Genomic DNA, 21,872 nt, shown 5'->3' on the forward strand with positions numbered 1-21,872 from the left:
TCGGCTCAATCTGCGAACTCTACTCCTCAGACGAATGCTGGAATTATCTCAAACACGCTGGGTATGTTGCAGATTAATGGCTCGTTGCTCTAGCGGATCGCCACCGCTTCGAATAACTGCTTCTGCTTGCGTACCGCGAAGATCATTAGCACGGAGCACAGGCAGGCGATGAGGACAATGCCCGCCGTCATCAGGAAGGGCAGTCTGTATCCATCAGCGTGATCGAACAGGAAGCCGATCAGCGGCGCGAAGCCGAAAATGAAGGGCAGGACGATCGCATAGCTGATCCCCATCGCCCGGCTGATGCTCGCAGCCCCCACCAGCCTGCTGAGTGCGGCGCCGTGCATCGTCGTCACCGGGACTACGCACATTCCCATCAGCGCCGCGAGCGCGAACAACGGCACGCCCGCGACATGCAGCAGTCCCCACCACACCAGCGCCTCGCATAAAGTTGCGAGCACGAGCGTGGAAGGAGGGCCAATGCGGTCCGCTAGCCATCCAACGAGCAAGGTGCCGAGAATTCCGGCGCCGGCATAAACGGAAAGCAGCCCCGATGCGGCCTGCAGGGATAGATCCCGCTCCATGCCGAAGGGGACGATATGGACGAGGAACGCCGTACCCGATCCCGATATCACGCCGATCACAAGCGACAGCAACCAGAAAGGCGCGCTGGTAAGAATTTCGCGCGTCGAGAGCGGCCGATCCTTGACGTCCCTTTGGGCGACTACGTCACTTGGGTCCATATTTGTCGCGCGCGGAGCCTGACCGATCCGCCCAGGTTCTTCCACGATCAGCAGCAGGGCGGGGATCAACAGGAGGAAGATCGTTGCGATCCCTGCGAGAACTGCAAACCGCCCATATTCCGGCAGAAGCTCGGCGATGATGAAAGGGATCACGAACAGCGCAATCGGCAGGTTTACGATGCTCAGAACCTTGGCCTGATCGGAGATAAACCATCGACTGATCAGCGTCAGCGGCCCCAATATCGCCAACAGACTCACGCCCGTGCCAATCAGGCCGAACATCACGAGGGCGAGGCCGAACGATGGAAGAAGGGCGAGGCCCAAATAGGCCACCGCGCTGAGCGCCGCGCCGCCGATCATCGCGCTCCGCACCGAGACTTTTTGCAGCAGCCCCCCCAGCAAGGGAGACAGGCCGCCGACTGCCAGCATGATCAGGCTCATTCCCGTGGCCGCAACGGCCCGGGTCACGCCGAAATGCTGCTCGGTGCTGGCGAGCAGTGGGCCGAATGATCCGAAGGCGAAGCCGGCAGCGAGGGTTTGTGCGAGGAAGCACGGGAGGACCACTCTCCATCCCGAGAATGGTCGATCGGTTGGTGTGTGCATCAGGCTCCTCTCGCTCCTCCGCAGCTACCCAAAGCTCCCAAGCTTGCGGTGCCACTCTAAGGCTAGCCGTTAGCTGAGATCTCGCCAAGGCGCAATATACGGGACTGATCTGGCGGCAGAGCTGGCCAACACGGCGACAGGCCGAGGCTGCTATGTTCCAGTACATTAACGGGTTCTACAACACCCGTCCTCGTCATCCATTTGGGCGGCGTCGCGCCGGCTCGGCCCGAGGAGGGGGATGAGGGAAGCTGTCCGGGACAAGGGTTCGAGGACGTTTTCGAAGGAAAGCCGCCTCATCTTCCTCAACGGCAAGAACGAGGACCCGAGCTTCGCGCAGCCGCTCTACGTCTCGCTGTTCCAGCAGCAGGACGGCTCGTACACCCCAGTAGAATCGATGATCGGCGGCAATGGTGCGCGCTGGGAAAAAAGCCTCGCCGCCCGCGGGTCGGGGGACAGCTTAGCTGCCGACCTGCTGGATTGGCAAAAGCTGACCGAGCGTTGCCAAGTCGCTACGAAGCAGCGTACAAGCCCGTGCGCGGCGGAAGGGCCAATGAGAATATAGGAGATAAAGTAATGGGTGATGGACCAGTCTTTGGTTTGACAAGCGCTTTCACAAATTTCATGCTCTCGCCGAAAGAAGTCGCCCAGTGGTCGGAGGCTAATGGCTTTGAATCGATCTGGATCGGCGAACATTCCCATGTTCCCACCGGGCAAAAGTCGCAGCGTCCGGAATATAAGGAAACGCCGGCCACCTATCGCGAGCTTTACGACCCCCTCCTCACTTTGATGAACATTGCCGACGCGACAACGACGCTCAAGCTCGGAACCTCGATACTGATACTTCCAGAGCATCATCCGATCCGTCTTGCCAAGATGATTGCGACGCTCGATCAATTGTCGGGTGGTCGTGTCATCCTGGGCGTCGGCGCCGGCTGGAGCGCCGAAGAGATGGCGGACTACGGCATTGAGTTCAAGGATCGCTGGAAGTGGACGCGTGAATGCGTGCTGGCAATGCGCGAGATCTGGAACAACGAGGTTTCGGAATTTTCGGGCGAAATGATAAAGTTCGATCCGATGTGGTGCGGTCCAAAGCCGGTTCAGCCGGGCGGCCCGCCTGTCCTGATGGGCGCATGGAACAAGCTGGCCTTGCCTCGGGTCGCAGAGTATTGCGACGGATGGGTGCCGGTCGACCAGGGCGAAAGAATGGTCGGCTTCATGAACGACCTCCGTGAGGAATGCGACCGCGCCGAGCGATCCTTCGATGATCTCGATCTCACTGTCCTTATCGATCCGCTGGCAGCCTTCTCGACTTCAAGCAGCGTGGAAAAGAGAGTCGAAGAATTGCACGCGATGGGCTTCCGCAGAATGCTCCTCTACTTCATGCAAGAACCCGCTGAGGTACAGTGGCAAAGCTTGGATCGTCTGGGCGGGATACTGAAGTCATTTCAGTAGGCTCGGTCGTGGACATATCATCATGATCAGGATCGCTGAGTTCGATGACCTAGAGGGAATAGTGGGGCTGCTGGTCGACGACGAGATCGGCAGGCGACGCGAACTGGTCGGCGAACTTGGCGCCTATGGCGAAGCCTTCGCGGAAATACAAGGAGATGACCGAAATTTGCTCGCAGTGGCGGTACATGACGGTGACCGGATCGTCGGTTGCATACAAGCGACCTTCATTCGGGGATTGTCCCACCGCGGCGCTCTTCGCTGCCTCATTGAGGATGTCAGAGTTGCGCGCGATCAACGCAGGCGTGGTCTCGGGGCTTCGCTGTTCGAGTGGGTTATCGAGGAAGCCCGGAAGCGCGATTGTCGTTTTCTGGAACTATTCATGCACAAGGACCGCGAAGAAGCGCGACGACTCTACGCCGCCCTCGGCTTCCAAAACGAACATGAAGGTTATCGAATGGTGATCTGAGGTCCGCTTCCCATCCGAGAGCCTGGATCGTCTGGGTGGGCAGGAAGTGCGTAATGACAAAGGTCCCGTCATCAAGTGCAAAGCCGATGGCTCTGCGCAGGGCGCAGACGATCGCGCGCTCTTCCTCTGTCGCTTCCCATGGCAGCTTGCTTGGCCGGCTCGAGCGATCTCGGACGACTGATCGTCAGCGCGCAGCAGCGGTGAGGACGCGCTGCCGCAGCTTCGGGTGCCAACGTCAACGTGCGGATCAACGATCCCTTTCACCTGCGAAAGCCTCTGTGGCTTCAGTGGGTCGCATCGGCCTGCTCCGTTTCCTGATTGTGCTGCCATCCACCGCCCAGAGCCTTGAACAGGTCCACCCGGGCGGACGCGAGCCGCTGTACGGAATCGGCATAGGCGCTGCGGGCTGAAAGCATGTCGGCTTGGGCAACGAGCACGTCGAGATAGGCGATGGATCCCGCGCGGTACCGAAGATCGGCGAGCCTGTGCGCCTCGCCGGCGCGTAGCTGCGCCTCGCGCAGCGACTGAAGCCGATCCTGCTCGGTGGCGACGATCGTCAGAGCCTGCTCGACTTCCTTGAGAGCATTGAGCACGCGTCCGTCGAACGTCGCCAGCGAAGCGTCACCCTGCGCTTGCGCCTGGCGGACCCGCGCGCGCGCAACGGCGATATTGGGAAAGCTCCAGGAGATGAGGGGCCCTAATGAGAAGGAGAAAGAATCTCCGCCCCTCACTATATCATCGCGGAAGAAGTTGCCCGAGCTACCCAGGCTGACCTGGGGGTAAAGGTCAGCCATCGCAACGCCAATTCGCGCGGTATCTGCTGCGAGTTGCCGTTCTGCCTGGCGTAGATCCGGGCGGCGCCGGAGCAGGGCGGCACCGTCCCCGACCGGGATGTTGGTCGCGGGTTCAGGGGCCTGCGAACAGGACTGCGCAGCCTCTGGAATATCGCCTGGCGTCGTGCCGATCAGTGCAGCCAGCTCAAACAGCGCGACCTGGCGCTGCCCCTCGAGGGCCGGGATAGCCGATCGCGCCGTCGCCGCTGCAGCTCCAGCCCGTTCCACGTCGAGTTTGCCGACCGATCCGGCCCGCTCCTGATCGGTAACGAGCCTGAGACTGTCGCTGCTCGTCTTGAAGGACTGCCGCGCGACCTCAATCGCATAGGCATAGGCGCACGCATTGACATAGGCGCGCGTCGTCTCGGCCGCGACCGTAACCCGCACGGCGTCGCGAGCCGCTTCGACCGCTTCCGTATCCGCCCGCGCGGCTGTGATAGCGCGGCTGACGCGGCCGAACAGATCGACCTCCCACGCGAGCGATAGCCCACCGAACTGGGACCATTGCGCGTCGCCTGGATTACCCGGGGTACCCGCTTGTCCCGCCCCCTGGACACCATCGCCATAGGTGACGCCGCCATTGAGGTCGGTGGACGGCAGCCGCGCGGACCGAGCTTCGCCGAGCACCGCCCGTGCGCGCGCGAGGTTCGCGGCAGCGACGCGCAGATCGGTATTGGCGACGAAGGCCCGCTCGATCAGAGCGTCCAACGCGGGATCGCGGTAAAGGCGCCACCAATCGTCGGGCAGTTGTGCCACTGGATCAAAGCCGGCTCCTTTCGTCACGAACGGCTCGGCGGTCGCCACAGGGGTTTTTGGCCGTTCATAATTCGGTCCGACGGCGCAGGCAGAGGCAAGCAGCGGCGCGATCAAGCCGAGGACTTTGAAATTACGCATGAACCAGCTCTCCTTCGGTTGCGGGCTGGTGTTTGGGCGACGACTGGCTGCCCGGTTCGGTCTCCGGCTTGGGACGATGGTCGCCGGCGAGCAGCGTGTAGACGGTCGGCAGCACGAACAACGTGAATAGGGTGCCGACCAGCATCCCCATCACGACAACGATGCCGATCGCAAAGCGGCTGTTCGCGCCTGCGCCGGTGGCGAACAAGAGCGGCACGAGACCCGCGACCATGGCAGCGGTTGTCATGAGCACGGGACGCATGCGAACGGCCGCGGCGTGGCGGATCGCCTCCGCCCGGCCCCAGCCTTCGGTATGCTGCATCTCGTTGGCGAATGACACCATGAGGATGCCATGCTTTGAGATGAGGCCGATGAGCGTGACGAGGCCGATTTGCGTATAAATATTGAGGGTAGTGAAGCCCAGATAAAGCGGTACGAGCGCTCCGCAAACCGCCAGCGGCACCGTCACGAGGATCACGAGCGGATCGCGGAAGCTCTCAAACTGTGCGGCAAGCACCAGGAAAATCACGATCAGCGCGAAGGCGAAGGATATCGTAAGCTGATTGCCTTCTTGCACATATTGTCGGCTGTTGGACAGCCAGTCGACCCTTGTTCCGGGCGGCAGGGGCTGGCTTTTCAGGAAGTCGACGGCCTGGCCCATGGTCACGCCGGGCAGCAGCACCGCCGAGAGCGTGGCCGAGTTCATCTGATTGAACTGCGGCAGTTGATTGGGCTGCGGCCGGATTTCGACATGGGCAACCGTGGATAGCGGGACAAGCTTGCCGGACGCCGCTTTCACGTAGAATTCGCCAAGATTATCCGGGGTAATGCGCTTGCCTTGCGGCACCTGAGCGATGACGTCGTAGGAGCGATCATGCCAGTTGAAGCGGTTGACGTAATTCTCGCCGACCAGCACGGCCAGCGTGTCGGCGATCTCGGCCATGGTCACGCCCATCTCGCCAGCCTTGGCCTGATCGATGCTGATATGTGCTTCCGGACTGTCGAATGCGAGGTCGCTATCGACGAAGGCGAACAGGCCGCTGCCCCATGCCGCACCCTTGATTCCTTCAAGGGTTTTATAGATTTTGGGGAAATCGTCGGCCGAGCGGATGACCATCTGGACTGGCAGACCACCACTTCCGGCGGGAAGCGGGCTGTCCTGGAAAGCAGTCGCGTAGACGCCAGTGATAGCGCCAGTGCGGCCCGCCAGTTCCGCCTGAATCTGGTCACCATTGCGGCTGCGGTCGGCCCAGTCCTTCATCACGATTCCACCAAAGCTGCCATTGGCATTGTTGTCGCCGCCGATGTCGAAGAAGCTGGCGGCATATTCGGGGAATTGGTGAAAGATTTTATCCACTTCGGCGCTGAATCGCGCCGTGTAGCTGGCGTTGGCATATTGCGGTGCCTTAGTCTGGACGAACACATATCCCATGTCCTCCTGGGGCGCCAACTCGCTCTTGGAGCCGGCAAACAGCACCCCGATCGTGACAAGGACGGTGACGCCGACGATCAGCACGGCCGTACGTGCCGCCAGGGTATTGTCGAGCAGCCGGACATAGGTTTCGGTGGCCCGGTGCATGGTGCGCTCGACCGCCTGGGCAAGCCTTCCCTCACCCGCCTTGGGTTTGAGAAGCAGGCCGCTCATCATCGGTGACAGGGTGAGCGCGATGACGCCCGACACGATCACCGACCCCGCGAGGGTGAAGGCGAATTCACGGAACAACGCGCCCGTCAGTCCCCCCATCAGCCCGATCGGCGCGTAAACTGCGGCCAGCGTGATGGTCATCGCGACCACTGGTCCGATAATTTCGCGTGCGCCGACCAGCGCCGCGTCCAGCGGCGACAAGCCGTCTTCGATGTGGCGGTGAATATTTTCCACCACGACGATGGCGTCGTCGACGACGAGGCCGATCGCCAGCACCATGGCAAGCAGCGTGAGGAGGTTAAGCGAAAAGCCGAATATCAGCATCAGCGCCGCCGTGCCGAGCAGCGACAGGGGGATCGTGACCACCGGGATGATGACAGCCCTGAACGTGCCCAGAAACAGGAAGATCACGAAGATCACGATAAGGATCGCCTCGACCAGCGTATGCTGGACCTGCTCGATGGAGGCGTCGACGAACTGCGCGGCATCGAACACGCTCGAAATTTTGAGGCTCGGGGGAGCGACGCGCTGGATGTCAGGGAGCATCGCCTTGACCGCGCGCACAATTTCGAGCGGGTTGCCATCCGGCGTGGGCGAGATGGCGATCGTGACGCCGGGGCGCCCCGATGCGAGCAAGCTGCCATCATAATTTTGGCCACCAAGCTCCACTGTCGCGACGTCACCGATGCGCACCACGCTATCCCGGCCCGTCTTGAGCACCATCTGGCGGAATGCATCGACGTTACGCAGATCGGTACCCGCGGTGATGTTGATCGCCGTGCTTTCGCCCTTGAGCTGCCCCGGCGCCGACTGGACGTTGTTCGCCCGGAGGGCATTTGCCAGATCGCTCGCGGTGAGGCCGCGAGCGGCGAGCTTCACTGGATCGACCCATATACGCATTGCCAGCGGAGCACCGCCAGTGATCCGTGCTGAACCAACACCGGGAACGGAGGTAATAAGTGGTTGGGCGACCCGCGACGCAAAGTCGGTCATCTGCGACGCGGAGAGCGTGTCGCTGGCGAACGCTACGTACTGGATGGCGGACGCGCCATCGGTGATCTTCGAGATCACCGGGTCGGTTGCCCCGGCGGGCAGGCGGTACTTCACCTGCTGGACCTTCGCGAGGACCTCCGTCATCGAGCGGTCGGCATTGGCGTTGAGGACCAGCTTGGCCCTGATCTGGCTCTTGCCCTGGCTGGATGTCGAGCTGAGATATTCGATGCCGTTTGCGGTCGCGATCGCCTGAGAGATCGGCGTGGTGACAAAGCCGTGCATCACCTCCTGCGATGCGCCGGGGAGCGACGTGTCGATCGTGATCGTCGCGTTTTCCATGCCGGGATACTGGCGGATCGGCAGGCTGAACGTCGCGCTGAGGCCGGCGAGCAGGATCAGCAGGCTGACGACGATCGCGAGGATCGGCCGGCGTATGAAGAGGTCGGTGAACGCCATGTCAGCGGACCCCTGTCTGGACGATACGCGCTACCTTGACCTCGGCGCCAGGTTGCACGCGCAACTGGCCTTCCGACACAACGACGTCGCCAGGGCTGAGGCCCTTGTCGATCACGACCTCGTTGCCGATGCGGCGGCCGGCCTGAACCGGCACGATCTCTGCCTTGCCGCCGGTGCGGGCGCTTTTGCCCCTGATGACAATCACGCTGTCGCCTTGCGCCGAGGTCTGGATAGCGGTTGTCGGCACGACGAGCGCGCCTTGCTGCGGTGGAAGCGCCAGTCCAGCCGTCACATACATGCCAGGGCGCAGCGCACGATCGGCATTTGGCAGAAGCGCCTGCACGGTGACATTGCGCGTGTCCGCGCCAATCTGCGGCTCGACGGCGTTCACGCGCGCGGTGAAAGTGCGGCCCGGAAAAGCATCGCTGGTGATGTACACTGTCGATCCCGGCTTCACACGCGCGAGCTCCTGTTGCGGAAGAGCGAATTCCACATAGAGCGAATCGAGCGCCGTCAGCGTCGCGACGGGATCACCGGGGTTGATAAACTGCCCCAGATTGACGCGGCGGATGCCGATTTCGCCTGAAAAGGGCGCCCGGACCTGCTTCTGGATCAGGCGCGCATCTATTTGCCGAACTGCGGCGATGGCCTGGTCGCGCTCGGCTCGCCGCTGTTGCAGCAATTCACGCGGTTCGGCACCTGTCGGGGCAAGCTGCTCGGAGCGGGCGAGCTGTATTCCACTGAACGCCGCCCTGGCTTTCGCGGCCTCCCGATCGGCGCGCTCGGGGCCATCGAACAGCTGGACGAGAAGCGCCCCCGCCCGCACGTTAGAGCCGGCCGAGAAGTTGATGTCCGACACCCTGCCCGCGACCTCGCTCGACAGCGTTACTTCGCGAACCCCCGTTAGCGTACCAACAGCGTTCAACGATGAGGGCACATCGCGAGGCGCAACGACCACGGCAGCGACCGAAACGGCTTGCTGTTGCCAGTTTTGGCCTTGGCTGCTCTTCAGCGTGCGCCAAAGAAACAGACCGCCCAGTATCGCCACCAGAACGATGATGGTGAGGGCGATTGTCCGACCTTGCGGGCGCGATGAGCGACGCGGAGGGAGATCTTGGAGCGAGGCGGTCATTACTCGCGCCTCATCGACAAGCTCGCCGACGACTGGTTTCGATGTTGCGGGGGAGTTCAGATCCACGTTCAATATCCCCTTTAAGGACTTTCGGGCCGCACTTGCGCATGCGGATGAGTTTTGTTATTTTCCAAGCTATGACTTTGAAAACGAAACCGTCAGATATGTCAAGCCCAATGTTGGAATATTCAGGCTGGTCTACGCGCACGCCCGGCGACCGCGTATTGATGGCCCTGAAGATCCAGGGTCGCCTCTCCACTGCCGCGATCGGCAAGAAGCTCGGGATCACCGGCGAGGCGGCTCGCCAGCAACTCATGCGCCTGGCTGAGCAGCAACTCGTCGTCGCGACGAGCGAGGCCAAAGGTGTTGGCCGGCCGCAACAGTTGTGGGAATTGACCGCAGCTGCGCAATCGCGGTTTCCCGATACGTGCGCAAGCCTGACAGAGCAGTTGCTCGATATCATACGCACCCACATGGGCGAGTCGGCGCTCGACATGATCATTAATGTTCGCGAGAGTGAGACGCAGCGCCGCTATCTAGAGGAGCTGAGCGGCAAACATCTGCTTCGCGACCGGGTAGCCGCGCTGGCCGCGTTGCGCTCGGAAGAAGGCTATATGGCTGATTGGCGAGAAGAGGACGACGGGTCATTCCTGCTCATTGAGAACCACTGCCCGATCAGCCCGGTTGCAGCAGCTTGCGGTCGTTTTTGCAGCGCCGAACTCGAAATGTTCGGAACCGCGCTAGGTCCCACCGTGTCGATCGATCGCACAGAGCACATCATCAAAGGTGGCCGCAGATGCACTTACGTCATCCGTGAGACTGATCTCTTTGTAGAGCAAGGGCCGGAATGAGGTTAGGCGGTTCCAAACCTTTCAACAGCCAAGCGCTCCAGCTTACTGCTCCGATCTCTCACGCGAGGAGAGGGGACCGGCACTCGGCGCCACCGAGAAGGCACGTTTGCCGAAGCGCCGTGATCTTAGTGGTGCAGTGATGCAGGAACGCCTTGGTGATGGCACCACGAGCCCCGACGCTGACTGGTGCGTAAGACCGGTCCGCGCGATCTACATGTAGGTACGGGGGAATGGCTTACGACATGCGCGGCGGCACCAGTCTGATCCAAAGCGTCGGAACCCCCGCGCTGTTCGTGGTGCTGTGGAGCACGGGGTTTATCGGCGCGCGGCTTGGGCTTCCCCACGCCGGGCCGCTGACGTTCTTGTCGATGCGGTACGCCCTGGCCGCAGGGCTGCTCGTGCTGGTTTCTCTCGCCAGCCGAGCGCCATGGCCACTACGATGGACGGAGGTGGGGCACTTTGCCGTCGCGGGGCTGCTCGTTCATGGCATCTATCTCGGTGGCGTCTTCCTCGGCATCTCCATGGGGATAGGGGCCGGAGTTTCAGCCTTGATCGTTGGGTTGCAGCCACTGCTCACCGCAGCACTTGCCGGCGTACTGCTCGGCGAACGCGTGACACCACGCCAATGGCTGGGGCTCGCGCTTGGCCTGTTCGGTGTGACACTCGTGCTGGCAGGCAAGGTGGGCCAAGCTCCCGGCAGTTTGTTGGGCAGCATCGCCTGCGTTGCAGCTCTGATCGGGATCACGGTGGGCACACTTTATCAGAAGCGATTTTGCGCCGGCATGGATCTTCGCACCGGCAGCGTCATCCAGTTCGTGGCAGCTGGTCTAGCTACCGCCCCCTTGGCTTTTTGGCTTGAGGATATGCATGTCCGATGGGACGCGGAGTTTGTCTTCGCGCTGCTCTGGCTCGTCCTGGTGCTTTCGCTCGGTGCTGTATCGCTGCTCTATGTGCTTATTCGGCGTGGCGCCGCGTCCAAAGTCGTCAGCCTCTTCTTCCTCGTCCCGCCAAGCACGGCGTTGATCGCCTGGCCGCTGTTCGGTGAGACGCTGGGACTTTCGGCGTTGGCGGGAATGGCGATCACGGCAATCGGCGTGGCGCTGGCAAGTCATGTGGAGGCTGGTGGCGCGACGCCGTTCAAGACACGCCGTCAGATCCATAGGCGCTGATGCTCGTGCGCACCGGTCGGCCCGCCGTGATCAGCCGTTCGGGATTGCGTCAGGCGCCGACCATCCATCCTTCAGCATGTCGCGGAGCACCCTCCGTGTTCGTTCGTCGACTGCCGTCACGCCGCTCGCCCAGGCTATCGCCAACGCCCCGAGAAAGATGTCGCGCCCCTGCAACGTCCGACGTGCAAGACCGTCATTCTGCGCTGCCTGCAGGATGGTCTCGGTGGTCTCGATGACGTGAAGACAGGTTGGCGTCAAAGCGGATTCGACCCGGCACGCAGCCCGTAAGGGCTCGGGGAGTCCGTGATAGGCCAACATCCATTCGCCCAGCGCATCGATCCACCGCTCCAGTGCTCGTCCGGCATCGCTTTCCTCCGCCTCGATGACCGCACGCTGTTGCTCCAGGCTTGCATGATGGAGATTTAGCAGAGCGGCCAGCAACGCGTCCTTGCTTGGAAAATGGCGATACAGGGTTCCTGGACCCACACCTGCCTTTTTGGCGATCGCATCCATCGAAACCTCGACGCCTTCATCGGCGAACGCCTGTCGCGCTGCATCCAGGATATGCGTTCGATTGCGCTGGGCGTCCTTGCGCGGCTCGCGAACGGTCGACGGGTGAAGCATGGCGTTTCTTGAACCCTGAATAACGGAGACACTCTCCGTATCTGTCGGTTTAAGCGGAGATATTCTCCATATAGGATCTGACAGTGTCGTCCAACAAGGATGCGCCATCGGCTAGCGAAGCAAAGACAATATGACCAGACAGATGATGATCGGCATGCATTTCGGGAACGGCTACGGCTCACAGCCGGGCGCATGGCGGATGCCCGGAGTTTCGCCGACAGCCTATGCCAGCGTCGACGCGATGGTGCGCCATGCCCAGGCTGCTGAGCGGGGCAAGTTCCAGTTCCTGTTCGTACCGGATTTCCCGGTATTGATGGGCGATGTCGAAACCGAAGCGCCGATGATTACCATCGATCCGATGATGGTGCTCGCCGCGGTCGCGCGCGAAACAGAGCGGATAGGAATGGTCGCCACCGGTTCCACGACGTTCAATGAGCCTTATAACCTAGCCCGCCAGTTCAAGGCCCTCGACATCATGAGCCATGGTCGCGCCGGATGGAACGCGGTGCCGACCAGTGATCCGGCGGCGGCCGCCAATTATGGCCGCGAGGTGCCGCACCGTGCCGAGAGATATGAGCGGCTGCACGAATCCATACAGATCGTACAGGCCTTGTGGGGCAGCTGGGAACAGGGCGCCTGGATACACGATCAGGCGTCGGGACGGTTCGCGGATTCGGCCAGGATCCGGCCAATCAACCTGCGCGGCCGGCACGTCGGCTCCAGTGGCCCACTCCCACTTCCGCCATCGGAGCAGGGCCAGCCTGTGATTTTCCAGGCGGGCGGCGGAGGTAATGGGCTGGAGGTAGCCGCCCGCTACGCCAGCGGCGTGATCGGTGCGACATACACCATAGATGACGCCCGCGCTCACCGCATGGCGCTCCGGGACGCAGCCCGGCGTGTCGGCCGCGATCCCGATGAGGTAAAGTTCTTCCCCGGCCTCATAACCACGATCGCCACCGACAGACGCCAAGGCCTCGATCGCCGGATTGCGCTGAGCGAGCGCACATTCCCGCAGCGCTTCTCGTATCTCGGGCAGATGCTCGGCCTCCGCCTCGATCCGGCCCAGCTTGACAAGCCGCTCTCCTCGGAACAACTGGCTTTGGCCCGGCCATCTCCGAGCGATCCACGCTCGCCGCATGCGCTGACGATAGCAAGCCAGGGCTGGACATTGCGCGACGTGCTCGCACATGGCGTGATCGACTATCATCCCGTGATCGCTGGACCCGCAATAGAGGCCGCCGATCACATGCAGGAGTGGTTCGAAGCTGAGGCGGCCGATGGCTTTTGGATATCACCGGACGTATATGATGACGGGATCGATGCCTTTGTCGATGGCGTGGTGCCGATCCTCCAGGATCGTGGGTTGTTTCACCGGGAATATGAGGGGGCCACCCTGCGGGACCATCTCGGCGCGCCAGCACAGTACGGAATCGATCCGCGCCTTACCCGCTAATGGGCCGAGGGCGTCTGGTCGGGCGAGCAGGCCGTAGCGCGCATCATGAAGTCACCGCTCCGCGGGCACGGCACGATCCGCAGAGTCAAATTTCAGGCGAAGAGGAGTAAGATCATGAAATTAGCTATTCTGGGCACCGGTAATATCGGAAAGACGCTGGTCCGCGAACTGGCGAAAGCCGGTCATGAGATCAAAGTCGCGAACTCGCGTGGCCCCGAAACGATCGACGCGCAGATGCTCGCGTCGGGTGCTCGCGCGACGACTGCCGAGGACGCCGTGAAAGACGTCGACGTCATCATCCTCTCGATCCCGTTCCAACGCCTGTCAACGGTGAGGCCTCTTCTCGCGGACGTTCCAGAGGAAACCGTGGTGATCGACACCTCCAACTATTATCCGGCGCGGGACGGCGTGATCGACACCATCGAAGCCGGTCAGGTCGAAAGCCTTTGGGTGGTCGAACAGATAGGCCGGCCGATCGCCAAGGCGTGGAACGCAATTGGCGCGCGCTCCTTCGCTGAATATGGCAAGGCGCCAGGCAGTCCCGACCGCATCGCCATTCCCGTCGCCGCCGATCGGACGGTCGATAGAGACGTCACGATGCGCCTGGTCGATGAAACCGGTTTCGACCCGTTCGACGCGGGATCGATCGCGGAATCCTGGCGTCAGCAGCCCGGATCGCCCGTCTATTGCACCGATCTCAAAAAAGAGGAGATGGCGGCGGCCCTGCCTACAGCTGAGAAAGCGCGTCTTTCCATTCGCCGCGAATTGGTCGCCGCAGTAGCACATGAGCGCTTTGGCGATGCGAAAAGCAATCCCGATACCGACTTGCTTGTCGCTTTGAACCGCATTGTCTTTATGTAGGCGTCGTGGCGCTATTGGATGCGACGTACGAACATGCTGGGTCGGCTGTCTCGACCAGCCGGCCCTTGATCGCATCACCCTCAGGCGGAGCGACGTCACTTTCTCCGACATTGCAGGCGCATGGCTATGGCGGCCTAAACTTTCGCGATCTTGCGAAGGATGTCGCATCAAGGCGGCAACCATCCACTATTACTTTCCCATGCCGGATGCTGTGGCAGTGATCGACAGCTACCGCACGGCAGGACTTTTGTCGGCCTAGGGGCTATATTCTTGTTTCATTCAATAACCAGCCTTGGAGTGGTCGATGCCGATCGAGGAATTCAGCTTTCATATAGCCGACGAGGTCATCCAAGACGTTCTCAATCGGGTACGACGTTCGCCTTGGCCGCGTCGTCTGGGCGATGGCGGATGGGGCTATGGTGTCAGCCATGATTTTATGCGCCGCTTCGTTAGTTATTGGACCAATGACTATGACTGGCGCAAAACAGAAGCTGAGCTGAACGGCTGGCCGCAGTTCCGCGTCGCCATCGGCGATTTCAAGATCCATTTCTATCATATTAGCGGCGAAGCCGCCTCCCCCCGCCCCTTGCTTCTGACCCACGGCTGGCCGGGCTCGGTCCTTGAATTTCTGCACATGATCGGGCCTCTGACGCACCCGTCACGATACGGCGGACGCGCAGAAGACGCCTTCAGCGTCGTCATCCCGTCCGCACCGGGTTTTGCCGCCTCGGAATTTCCGGATGGCCAGGCCATGGGGCCTGTCACGACGGCCGACCTATGGCGCACGCTCATGGTCGATATCCTCGATTATGAGCGGTTCGGCGTCCACGGCGGCGATTTCGGCGCGATCGTGAACATCTATATGGCGGCGCGCTTCCCGGCTCACGTCGCCGCCCTGCATCTCAATATGTTCCCCGTCGCCATGGGCCCGCACGACGAGCTGAGCGAGGAGGAAGCTGCCTACGCGGAGGAATGCCGCAAATTCGCGGCCAGAGAATTCGGCTATATGAACTTGCATAGTATGAAGCCCAACACGGTCGCCTTTGCCCTTGCAGGCAATCCGCTGGGCACAGCTGCCTGGATCCTCGAGAAATTCTACGCCTGGAGCGACAATGGCGGCGATATTCTCGACGCATTCACCCTCGATCAGCTTTGTGCAAATGTTTCGCTATATGCATTCACCGACACCATCGACACGTCCATCCGCTTCTACGAGGGCTTCAATCGCGAGCTTGGCGGGGTATATCGCCCATTCTACAAGATCGACGTGCCCACAGCGATGGCAATATTCCCGCGCGAACTGCTTCCCGGTCGGCCGCCCCGTAGCTGGGCAGAACGGCAATATGATGTGCGCCGCTGGACGGAGATGCCGCGCGGCGGCCACTTTGCAGCAATGGAGCAACCCGATCTGCTTCTGACAGACATACAAACCTTTTTCAGGGATTACCTATGACAAGGGCCTGTTGCCATCTGTGTGCATGGGCCGTTCATCCCAGCATCTCACGAACTTCAGGTTCAGATGACGGTGTCGCTCCATCTTCGAGCAATAGTCTGGCCGCATCGCGATTCGCCGCCGCTATGGCAGGATCGCGGATCGATTGCGCCATCACGATCGAGCCTTGGATAAGCGACAGGATCTGTACCACGGCTTTCTCGGGGTGGCCCAATGCCAAAGGCTCGATGAGCGACGCTATAAATTCTCGCAAACCTTCGAAATGGGCGGCGATGGTCGCCTGTACGTCCGGAGAATTAGCCTCCGGTCCGAACTCGGCCATTCCCTTCACGAACGGGCAGCCGCGGAAAGAAGGGGCTCGAAACGACTCATCCAGCGCGTCAAAAATGGCGAGGACGCGCTCCAGCGGCGATAGCCCGGCTTTTTCGGTCCAGGTTGCGAGCATATGCAACCAGGCGGCATTCTTGTGACGCAGATAAGTAGCGACCAGGTTGGCCTTTGACGGAAAATGCTTGTAGAATGTCATCTTCGCCACGCCGCTTTCGGCGATAATACGGTCGACCCCCACTGTGTGGATGCTGAACCGGTAAAACAGGTCTGACGCTGTCTTAATTATACGCTCTCGCGCGGCGAGGGCGTTGAGCGGCTGCCCTTCCAGATCCATAATCTCAAGCACCGCGCATTCCCCACCTTCCGTCCAAGCAAACCATTCACCGGCACATGCGACAGACTTACCTGTGCACTTTCCATTTGCAAGAATATACAGGTCTGTCTATCTAGCCGCAACGTCAAAGTGAAAGGACTCAGGATGAACGCAAAAGTCGTTATCGTTACCGGCGCCAGCAGTGGTTTTGGGAAACTTACGGTATTGGAACTCGCAAGGCGTGGACACACGGTGGTCGCGACCATGCGCGATGTCGAGGGCAGGAACAGCCAGGTCCGCAGCGAGTTGATCGAAGCCGCGAAAGCGGAAGGCCACGCGTTGCAGGTTCTTGAAATGGACGTCGCCGACGACGCATCGGTCAATTCGGCTATCGATCATGTTATCACGCAGCATGGAAAAATCGATGCGCTGATCAACAACGCGGGAACGATGTTCGTCGGGGTCACGGAAGCCTACACGATCGCGGACGTCGAACGGCAGTTTGCGGTCAACTTCTTCGGCGCCGTTCGGGCCGACCGCGCCGTTCTGCCGCATATGCGCGCCGCCGGCAGCGGGCTGCTCGTCCATGTCACCTCCCTCATGGGCCGGCTGATCTTTCCCTTCTTTGGCGTCTATTCGGCGAGCAAGTTCGCGCTGGAGGCGCTGGCCGAATCCTATCGCTACGAACTGTCGAGCTTCGGCGTCGACTCGGTGATCGTCGAACCGGGGCCGTTCCCGAGCAATCTGCTCCCCTCCAGCCCGGAGCCGTCCGACGAAAAGGTGCTGGCATCCTATGGTGACGTCGCGGCGATTCCGGGCCATATCAAAGCCAGCTCCGACCAGTCCTATGATCCGGCCAACCCGCCGCGGCCCCAACTGGTGGCCGATGCAATCGCGCGGCTGGTCGATGCCACGGAACGGCGTCCATTGCGCACGGTCGTCATGCCCGACGGCATGGATCTAGGGGTCGAACGGCTGAACGGGGCCGTCTCTTCCATCCAAAACGACATGCTCGGTGCGCTCGGGATGTCGAGCATGATCTGAACTCTGGGGTCGGCAGGTGGTGCTACCTGCCGACTTTCGAGGGGCACTACGACAGCATCGACTGCGTCCGGCGCTCAGCAAAAGCGCCGAGATGAGTCTCCCCTGTACCCGAGGCTTGCGGACCCTTGAGCCCCACGATCTGCTGAATGTAGCCCGCATGAGGCGCAGCAGGCTCCCTGCATGGCACCCGGCGTCCAGAACCCGCTTGCCTGCGATTGCAATCCCTTCCGCATCGCATCGATCAAGCAATAGGCGAGCCATCGCGAGACGGCTTGGATTGAAATAGTGCTTCAGGGAATGCTGGTGTCGGCCACTCTCCGATCACCGCATTGTGCTGCACCACCGGAAGAATCTCCCGAAGAAGGCTCGCAGAGTTGCGCGCATCGGCTGACGTCGGCCGACACTGCTCGTATGGTTCGGTCCTTACAATCCTGTAACCGCAACGCACAAAAACGGATTGAACCAATTTTTTGCCCTGGAGCTTCGGAGCATGGATCATCTGTCCTCCGTCGCGCGGCCGCGCAAGTTGTAGAAGTTCCAACTCGAAATTGCTTCATATGGCGCCGCAGGCAACTGTCATAGGCAACCTCTCTTCGGAGTTACAGAAAGTCCGCTTAGGTTGGGACTCAATCATAGTCAAAAAGGCGGCGGCGGCAGTACAGGGCCTCGTTGCGCCAGCGATTCTTGTGGCGGCGAGCGTCCGAACTCCCCCGGCTGGAACTACCCGCCCTGCTGCCAGGCCGAAGATTATTTAATGCGACTGACTTGCAATAGGAACTAGCCTCGGTTACCGGGCCCTAAAAGGGCTCATTCATGCATTCAGCTATTCTTACCCTCCTCTCCACAACCGCGCTTCTGCTCGCCGGCACGGCACATGCTCAATCTGCTCCCGTCGAAGCCGAGGCGGACAGGCCGATTGTCGTTACCGCGGCCCGCAGTATCCTTCCCGCAAACGCGCTACCGCTGACGATTGAGGTGATTGGCAGAGAGACACTGGACCAGCAGGTCGCAATCGGCGGCTCCGTCGTCGATGCCGTGTCCAATCTTACGCCGTCCTTCTCGCCAACACGACAGAAGCTCTCCGGCGCGGGCGAAACGCTGCGCGGCCGATCACCGCTTTATGCAATCAACGGCATTCCTCAGTCGACGCCGCTGCGTGACGGCGCGCGCGATGGTTTCACAATTGATGGATTCTTCATCGACCGGGTCGAGCTTATCTACGGCTCCAACGCGCTGCAGGGCATCGGCGGCACGGGCGGTATCGTCAACCAGGTCACGGTCGGCGAGCCAAAGGAGGAAGGCCTGAGCGGCCGTGTGCTGCTGCAGGGCACGGTCGATAACAACTTCCACTCCGAGGGGCTGGGCTGGAAAACCGGCGGCCTCTTCCAGTACAAGGTCGGCGACTTCGACGCCACGATCGGCGCTACCTATGAGAAGCGTGGCGTATTCTACGACGGGCAGGATCGCCGCGTTGGCCTTAACCTGACGCAAGGTGAGACGCAGGACTCGCAGACAACCAATTATTTCGTGCGGCTGGGCTATGCCGTCTCGGGGACCGGCCGCATCGATCTGATCGCCAGTCGGTTCGAACTGAAGGGAGATGGGGACTTCGTTGCGGTCCCCGGCAATCGCCTGACGGCTCTACCGACGAGCGCGGCGCCCGGCACTCCTCCGGGCAAGCCCGCTGCCAATCGCACGGAGAGCGTCGCGCTATCCTACACTGACAGCGGCCTGTGGGGCGGCAATTTCATCAGCCAGATTTTCTTCAACCGCTCGCGTGACACCTTCGGGGGCGAGACGCGGGATGCCGCCGGCAGGTACATCGCCTCCTTCCAGGACCCCAGCCTTGCTCCGGTCGGAGACCTGTTCGATCAATCGCAGAACCGCTCGCGCAAGCTCGGCGCCAAGGTCAGCTACGAGCGAGCCGTGCCGGGCTTCGAGGCACTCACCGCCACGCTCGGTTTCGATGCTTTGTGGGACAAGACCGAACAGCGTCTGATCGCCACCAACCGGGTCTGGGTGCCGCCGGCCGACTTCCGCAGCCTGGCGCCCTTCGCCCAGGCCAATCTCAAGCTGTTCGATGGCCGCGTGCGCGTCGCCGGCGGTGCGCGCTGGGAAAATGTGCAGATCAAGATCGACGATTTTCACACGCTCGCCCAGACGACTCAGACGCTCCCACTGGCTGAGCGCTACTGGGGCGGTGTCGATGTCGCGGGCGGCAAGCCGAAGTTCGACGACGTGCTCCTGAACGGCGGCATCATCTTCGAACCGTGGGAAGGTATCCGCGCCTATGCCAGCTATGCGGAGGGCTTCACCGCTCCCGATGTGGGCCGCATCACGCGCTCGATCAACCAGACCAATGTCGACATCGACAGCTACCTCGCGATCGAACCCATTGTCTCGAACAACCGCGAGATCGGCGTTGAAGTGAAGCGCGGGCCGATCGATGCCTCCGCCACCTATTTCTGGTCGTCGAGCGATAAGGGCCAGCTCCTTGTCCCGGGCACCGGCCGCAACTTCGACGTGCAGCGCCAGCGCATCGAGATTGAGGGCATCGAGGTCAATCTGCGTACCGCGACACCGATAGACGGGCTGAAGCTCGGCATCGGCTATGCCCATATCGACGGCCGTTACGACAGCGACGCCGATGACATCGTTGATACTGACCTCGATGGCGTCAACATCTCTCCCGACCGCGTTAATCTCCAGGCCACCTACAATCACGGGCCGATTTCAGGGATCGTGCAGACGCAGTTTTACCTCTCGCGCACCTTTCATGCCGACCCGGGCAGGACGCAGCCCGACCAACGCAACAATTTCGGCGGCTACAGCGTCACCGATGTGAGTGTCCGGTACCAGACCGGCTATGGCGGACTGAGGCTGAGTGTGCAGAACCTGTTCGACAAATTCTACGTCGACTATAGCAGCGACACCCGCCTGCCCAACGACAACCTCGCCTATTTCGCGGGGCGCGGACGCACCTTCACGCTGGGATGGGATTATCGCTTCTGATGAAGCTGCTGGATCTCCTGCACCGCTGGATTGGCGGACTGATCGGCCTCGTGCTGGCGGTGCTGGGGATTTCGGGCGCGCTGCTGGTGCACAAGGATGCGTGGGTGGTGCTGCCTCATGCCTCCGATCCGCAGGTGCAGGACACCGCAGCCATCGCCCGCACGGTCGAGACAGTCATGGCCGATCCCGCCAGACGGCCCGACATGATCACCTTCGCCAGCCAGAACTTCGGTCTTGACCGTTTGGGCTTTGCCGATGGGTCGGGCGCGTATATTACCCAGCAGGGTGAGTTGATCACCCGTTGGGCAAGCCAGTGGGAACGGCCGGAACTGTGGCTGTTCGACCTTCACCATCATCTGTTTGCGGGTGACCTGGGCGAGACAATCGCCGGTATCGCCGCCATCGCGGGGCTCTTCTTCGTGATTTCGGGCGTCATCCTGTGGACGCGCACGCGCAAGACATTCGAATTCCGTGTTCTTCCCAGACGGATCAGCCGTCCGGCGATTCTGCGCCATCACCGCGATCTGGGCGTGGTCGCGGCGCCGCTGCTCCTGCTCGCCCTGCTCACCGGGGCGATACTGGTGTTCCGCCCCATGGCTGCCTTGATCCTTGGCCCGTCCGCGCCGCTGCGGATCGATGCCAGTCTGAAGGCGCCCAAATCGCCGCCCCTGCCCCTCTCCGCCAGCCTTGAATGGCGCGCTATGATCGAAGCCGCTCGCAGGCGTTTCCCAGATGCGGAGATACGCAGCCTGTCGCTGCCCCGGCAGAACAGTGGGCTTATCACCTTGCGGATGAAAAAATCAGAGGAATGGCTGCCCAATGGCCGCACGACGCTGTGGTTCGCCCCGAACAGCGGACGGCTGGTTGGCGCCCGCGACGCATCCCGCCTGCCGGACGTGGTGAAGGGCTACAACATGCTCTATCCCCTTCATGCAGCGAAGGTGGGCGGCCTTGCCTATCGCCTGATGATGACTTTTGCGGGGTTAACGCTGGGCCTGCTAGGGACTTTGACTCTCTGGTCATTCTGGTTCTCAGCTAGAAAAACGAACTCGCACGACAGGGCTCATCGAGCAAAACTCAATGTTATTTCGCAACAGAGGTTACGTCCATGATCCTTCAAACGGCCTCGGCGCAGAACGAATTGCGGAAAATTGGAATCATCGGTTTCGTCCGGAGCGCGGTCGAGGGGCGTTGGCTTGGCGCGCTCGAACTCGGCAAAACTGCCGACCATCTGCATCATCATGCGGTCCGCTGGCGTGATGGTATCGATACTCTCGGTCAGCGATCGGAACCCAGCATTGGTGGTTTCGATCCCGTCGAGCAGGTGGGACAGATCCTTCAAGGATCGCGATAAACGGTCCAGCTTCCACACCACAACGACATCGTCTTCGCATAGTTGATCGAGCATTCGGTGAAGTTCAGGGCGACCCCAGCGGCCCCCATTTGGCTGCGTCTTCGAAGATGCGCCTGCACCCTGCGTCTTTGAGCGCGCGCCGGTAGCGGGGCTTTTGTGCGTCATCGTTAAAATCAATGACCGTGATTGGA

General features: G+C 61.3%; 17 protein-coding genes and 2 pseudogenes. 11 read left to right on the forward strand and 8 right to left on the reverse strand.

The genetic code is table 11. The features are described from left to right. Window positions 1–89 precede the first annotated feature (89 nt). The gene (locus HNQ99_RS15455) at window positions 90–1,346 is read right to left on the reverse strand and encodes an MFS transporter (protein WP_184477293.1); all 1,257 of its coding nucleotides are present in this window, start codon (window positions 1,344–1,346) and stop codon (window positions 90–92) included. A 295-nt stretch (window positions 1,347–1,641) separates the two neighbouring features. Here HNQ99_RS15455 and HNQ99_RS15460 point away from each other — a divergent pair. The 3 genes and pseudogenes from HNQ99_RS15460 to HNQ99_RS15470 all read left to right on the forward strand — a co-directional run. Continuing rightward, window positions 1,642–1,740 (forward strand): annotated as a pseudogene (locus tag HNQ99_RS15460) (DUF736 domain-containing protein); the annotation flags it as partial. A gap of 179 nt (window positions 1,741–1,919) precedes the next feature. Then, window positions 1,920–2,798 carry a TIGR03619 family F420-dependent LLM class oxidoreductase gene (locus HNQ99_RS15465; protein ID WP_184477295.1) on the forward strand — a complete coding sequence of 293 codons (879 nt, stop codon included), beginning with the start codon at window positions 1,920–1,922 and terminating at the stop codon, window positions 2,796–2,798. Window positions 2,799–2,820: 22 nt separating this feature from the next. Further along, complete coding sequence (locus HNQ99_RS15470) at window positions 2,821–3,264, forward strand: GNAT family N-acetyltransferase (protein ID WP_184477297.1); 444 nt, start codon at window positions 2,821–2,823, stop codon at window positions 3,262–3,264. A 37-nt stretch (window positions 3,265–3,301) separates the two neighbouring features. On the opposite strand, the pseudogene HNQ99_RS16725 reads toward HNQ99_RS15470, so the two are convergent. The 4 genes and pseudogenes from HNQ99_RS16725 to HNQ99_RS15485 all read right to left on the reverse strand — a co-directional run. After that, a pseudogene (locus HNQ99_RS16725) lies at window positions 3,302–3,436 on the reverse strand (IS481 family transposase); the annotation flags it as partial. 112 nt (window positions 3,437–3,548) lie between these two features. Then, the gene (locus HNQ99_RS15475; RefSeq protein ID WP_184477299.1) at window positions 3,549–4,991 is read right to left on the reverse strand and encodes an efflux transporter outer membrane subunit; all 1,443 of its coding nucleotides are present in this window, start codon (window positions 4,989–4,991) and stop codon (window positions 3,549–3,551) included. Continuing rightward, on the reverse strand, window positions 4,984–8,085 hold the full coding sequence (locus tag HNQ99_RS15480; protein ID WP_184477301.1) for an efflux RND transporter permease subunit: 3,102 nt from the start codon (window positions 8,083–8,085) through the stop codon (window positions 4,984–4,986). The genes HNQ99_RS15475 and HNQ99_RS15480 overlap by 8 nt, the downstream gene beginning before the upstream one ends. A 1-nt stretch (window position 8,086) precedes the next feature. Further along, window positions 8,087–9,217: an efflux RND transporter periplasmic adaptor subunit gene (locus HNQ99_RS15485; RefSeq protein ID WP_184477330.1), complete on the reverse strand. Its 1,131-nt coding sequence runs from the start codon at window positions 9,215–9,217 to the stop codon at window positions 8,087–8,089. A gap of 176 nt (window positions 9,218–9,393) precedes the next feature. Here HNQ99_RS15485 and HNQ99_RS15490 point away from each other — a divergent pair, with 176 nt between their 5' ends. Next, window positions 9,394–10,068, forward strand: a complete 675-nt coding sequence (locus HNQ99_RS15490) for a helix-turn-helix transcriptional regulator (protein ID WP_246415045.1) — start codon at window positions 9,394–9,396, stop codon at window positions 10,066–10,068. A gap of 230 nt (window positions 10,069–10,298) precedes the next feature. Continuing rightward, entirely contained in the window at window positions 10,299–11,237 is a 939-nt protein-coding gene (locus tag HNQ99_RS15495; protein ID WP_221232724.1) for a DMT family transporter, read from the forward strand. 30 nt (window positions 11,238–11,267) lie between these two features. On the opposite strand, the gene HNQ99_RS15500 is transcribed toward HNQ99_RS15495, so the two are convergent. Beyond that, the gene (locus HNQ99_RS15500; RefSeq protein ID WP_184477304.1) at window positions 11,268–11,861 is read right to left on the reverse strand and encodes a TetR/AcrR family transcriptional regulator; all 594 of its coding nucleotides are present in this window, start codon (window positions 11,859–11,861) and stop codon (window positions 11,268–11,270) included. Window positions 11,862–11,991: 130 nt separating this feature from the next. Here HNQ99_RS15500 and HNQ99_RS15505 point away from each other — a divergent pair, with 130 nt between their 5' ends. The 3 genes from HNQ99_RS15505 to HNQ99_RS15515 all read left to right on the forward strand — a co-directional run bounded on the left by HNQ99_RS15505 (window position 11,992) and on the right by HNQ99_RS15515 (window position 15,628). Continuing rightward, window positions 11,992–13,314: an NtaA/DmoA family FMN-dependent monooxygenase gene (locus tag HNQ99_RS15505; protein WP_184477306.1), complete on the forward strand. Its 1,323-nt coding sequence runs from the start codon at window positions 11,992–11,994 to the stop codon at window positions 13,312–13,314. A gap of 45 nt (window positions 13,315–13,359) precedes the next feature. Next, complete coding sequence (locus tag HNQ99_RS15510) at window positions 13,360–14,175, forward strand: NADPH-dependent F420 reductase (RefSeq protein ID WP_184477308.1); 816 nt, start codon at window positions 13,360–13,362, stop codon at window positions 14,173–14,175. Between the two features lie 304 nt (window positions 14,176–14,479). Further along, entirely contained in the window at window positions 14,480–15,628 is a 1,149-nt protein-coding gene (locus HNQ99_RS15515; RefSeq protein WP_184477310.1) for an epoxide hydrolase family protein, read from the forward strand. 34 nt (window positions 15,629–15,662) lie between these two features. Here HNQ99_RS15515 and HNQ99_RS15520 read toward each other — a convergent pair whose 3' ends face one another. Then, window positions 15,663–16,304: a TetR/AcrR family transcriptional regulator gene (locus HNQ99_RS15520; protein WP_221232726.1), complete on the reverse strand. Its 642-nt coding sequence runs from the start codon at window positions 16,302–16,304 to the stop codon at window positions 15,663–15,665. Between the two features lie 132 nt (window positions 16,305–16,436). Here HNQ99_RS15520 and HNQ99_RS15525 point away from each other — a divergent pair, with 132 nt between their 5' ends. From HNQ99_RS15525 to HNQ99_RS15535, 3 genes are all read left to right on the forward strand, one after another. After that, a complete protein-coding gene (locus HNQ99_RS15525; RefSeq protein ID WP_184477312.1) occupies window positions 16,437–17,315 on the forward strand; it encodes an SDR family oxidoreductase in 879 nt (292 codons plus the stop codon). 813 nt (window positions 17,316–18,128) lie between these two features. After that, window positions 18,129–20,327: a TonB-dependent receptor gene (locus HNQ99_RS15530; RefSeq protein ID WP_184477314.1), complete on the forward strand. Its 2,199-nt coding sequence runs from the start codon at window positions 18,129–18,131 to the stop codon at window positions 20,325–20,327. Beyond that, the gene (locus HNQ99_RS15535; RefSeq protein WP_184477316.1) at window positions 20,327–21,439 is read left to right on the forward strand and encodes a PepSY-associated TM helix domain-containing protein; all 1,113 of its coding nucleotides are present in this window, start codon (window positions 20,327–20,329) and stop codon (window positions 21,437–21,439) included. The genes HNQ99_RS15530 and HNQ99_RS15535 overlap by 1 nt, the downstream gene beginning before the upstream one ends. Here HNQ99_RS15535 and HNQ99_RS15540 read toward each other — a convergent pair. Then, window positions 21,391–21,846, reverse strand: a complete 456-nt coding sequence (locus HNQ99_RS15540) for a recombinase family protein (protein WP_246415046.1) — start codon at window positions 21,844–21,846, stop codon at window positions 21,391–21,393. The two genes, HNQ99_RS15535 and HNQ99_RS15540, sit on opposite strands and share 49 nt — an antisense overlap. Between the last annotated feature and the right edge of the window lie 26 nt (window positions 21,847–21,872).

This window comes from Rhizorhapis suberifaciens, assembly GCF_014200045.1.
In the GTDB taxonomy this organism is placed as follows: Bacteria; Pseudomonadota; Alphaproteobacteria; order Sphingomonadales; family Sphingomonadaceae; genus Rhizorhapis; species Rhizorhapis suberifaciens.

Coding starts and splice junctions, on each gene's coding strand:
- HNQ99_RS15470 (WP_184477297.1), top strand. CDS start 2,821: ATGATCAGGATCGCTGAGTTCGATGACCTAGAGGGAATAGTGGGGCTG.
- HNQ99_RS15475 (WP_184477299.1), bottom strand. CDS start 4,991: ATGCGTAATTTCAAAGTCCTCGGCTTGATCGCGCCGCTGCTTGCCTCT.
- HNQ99_RS15500 (WP_184477304.1), bottom strand. CDS start 11,861: ATGCTTCACCCGTCGACCGTTCGCGAGCCGCGCAAGGACGCCCAGCGC.
- HNQ99_RS15515 (WP_184477310.1), top strand. CDS start 14,480: ATGCCGATCGAGGAATTCAGCTTTCATATAGCCGACGAGGTCATCCAA.
- HNQ99_RS15525 (WP_184477312.1), top strand. CDS start 16,437: ATGAACGCAAAAGTCGTTATCGTTACCGGCGCCAGCAGTGGTTTTGGG.
- HNQ99_RS15540 (WP_246415046.1), bottom strand. CDS start 21,846: ATGACGCACAAAAGCCCCGCTACCGGCGCGCGCTCAAAGACGCAGGGT.
- HNQ99_RS15505 (WP_184477306.1), top strand. CDS start 11,992: ATGACCAGACAGATGATGATCGGCATGCATTTCGGGAACGGCTACGGC.
- HNQ99_RS15490 (WP_246415045.1), top strand. CDS start 9,394: ATGTTGGAATATTCAGGCTGGTCTACGCGCACGCCCGGCGACCGCGTA.
- HNQ99_RS15485 (WP_184477330.1), bottom strand. CDS start 9,217: ATGACCGCCTCGCTCCAAGATCTCCCTCCGCGTCGCTCATCGCGCCCG.
- HNQ99_RS15465 (WP_184477295.1), top strand. CDS start 1,920: ATGGGTGATGGACCAGTCTTTGGTTTGACAAGCGCTTTCACAAATTTC.
- HNQ99_RS15480 (WP_184477301.1), bottom strand. CDS start 8,085: ATGGCGTTCACCGACCTCTTCATACGCCGGCCGATCCTCGCGATCGTC.
- HNQ99_RS15455 (WP_184477293.1), bottom strand. CDS start 1,346: ATGCACACACCAACCGATCGACCATTCTCGGGATGGAGAGTGGTCCTC.
- HNQ99_RS15535 (WP_184477316.1), top strand. CDS start 20,327: ATGAAGCTGCTGGATCTCCTGCACCGCTGGATTGGCGGACTGATCGGC.
- HNQ99_RS15510 (WP_184477308.1), top strand. CDS start 13,360: ATGAAGTCACCGCTCCGCGGGCACGGCACGATCCGCAGAGTCAAATTT.
- HNQ99_RS15530 (WP_184477314.1), top strand. CDS start 18,129: ATGCATTCAGCTATTCTTACCCTCCTCTCCACAACCGCGCTTCTGCTC.
- HNQ99_RS15495 (WP_221232724.1), top strand. CDS start 10,299: ATGGCTTACGACATGCGCGGCGGCACCAGTCTGATCCAAAGCGTCGGA.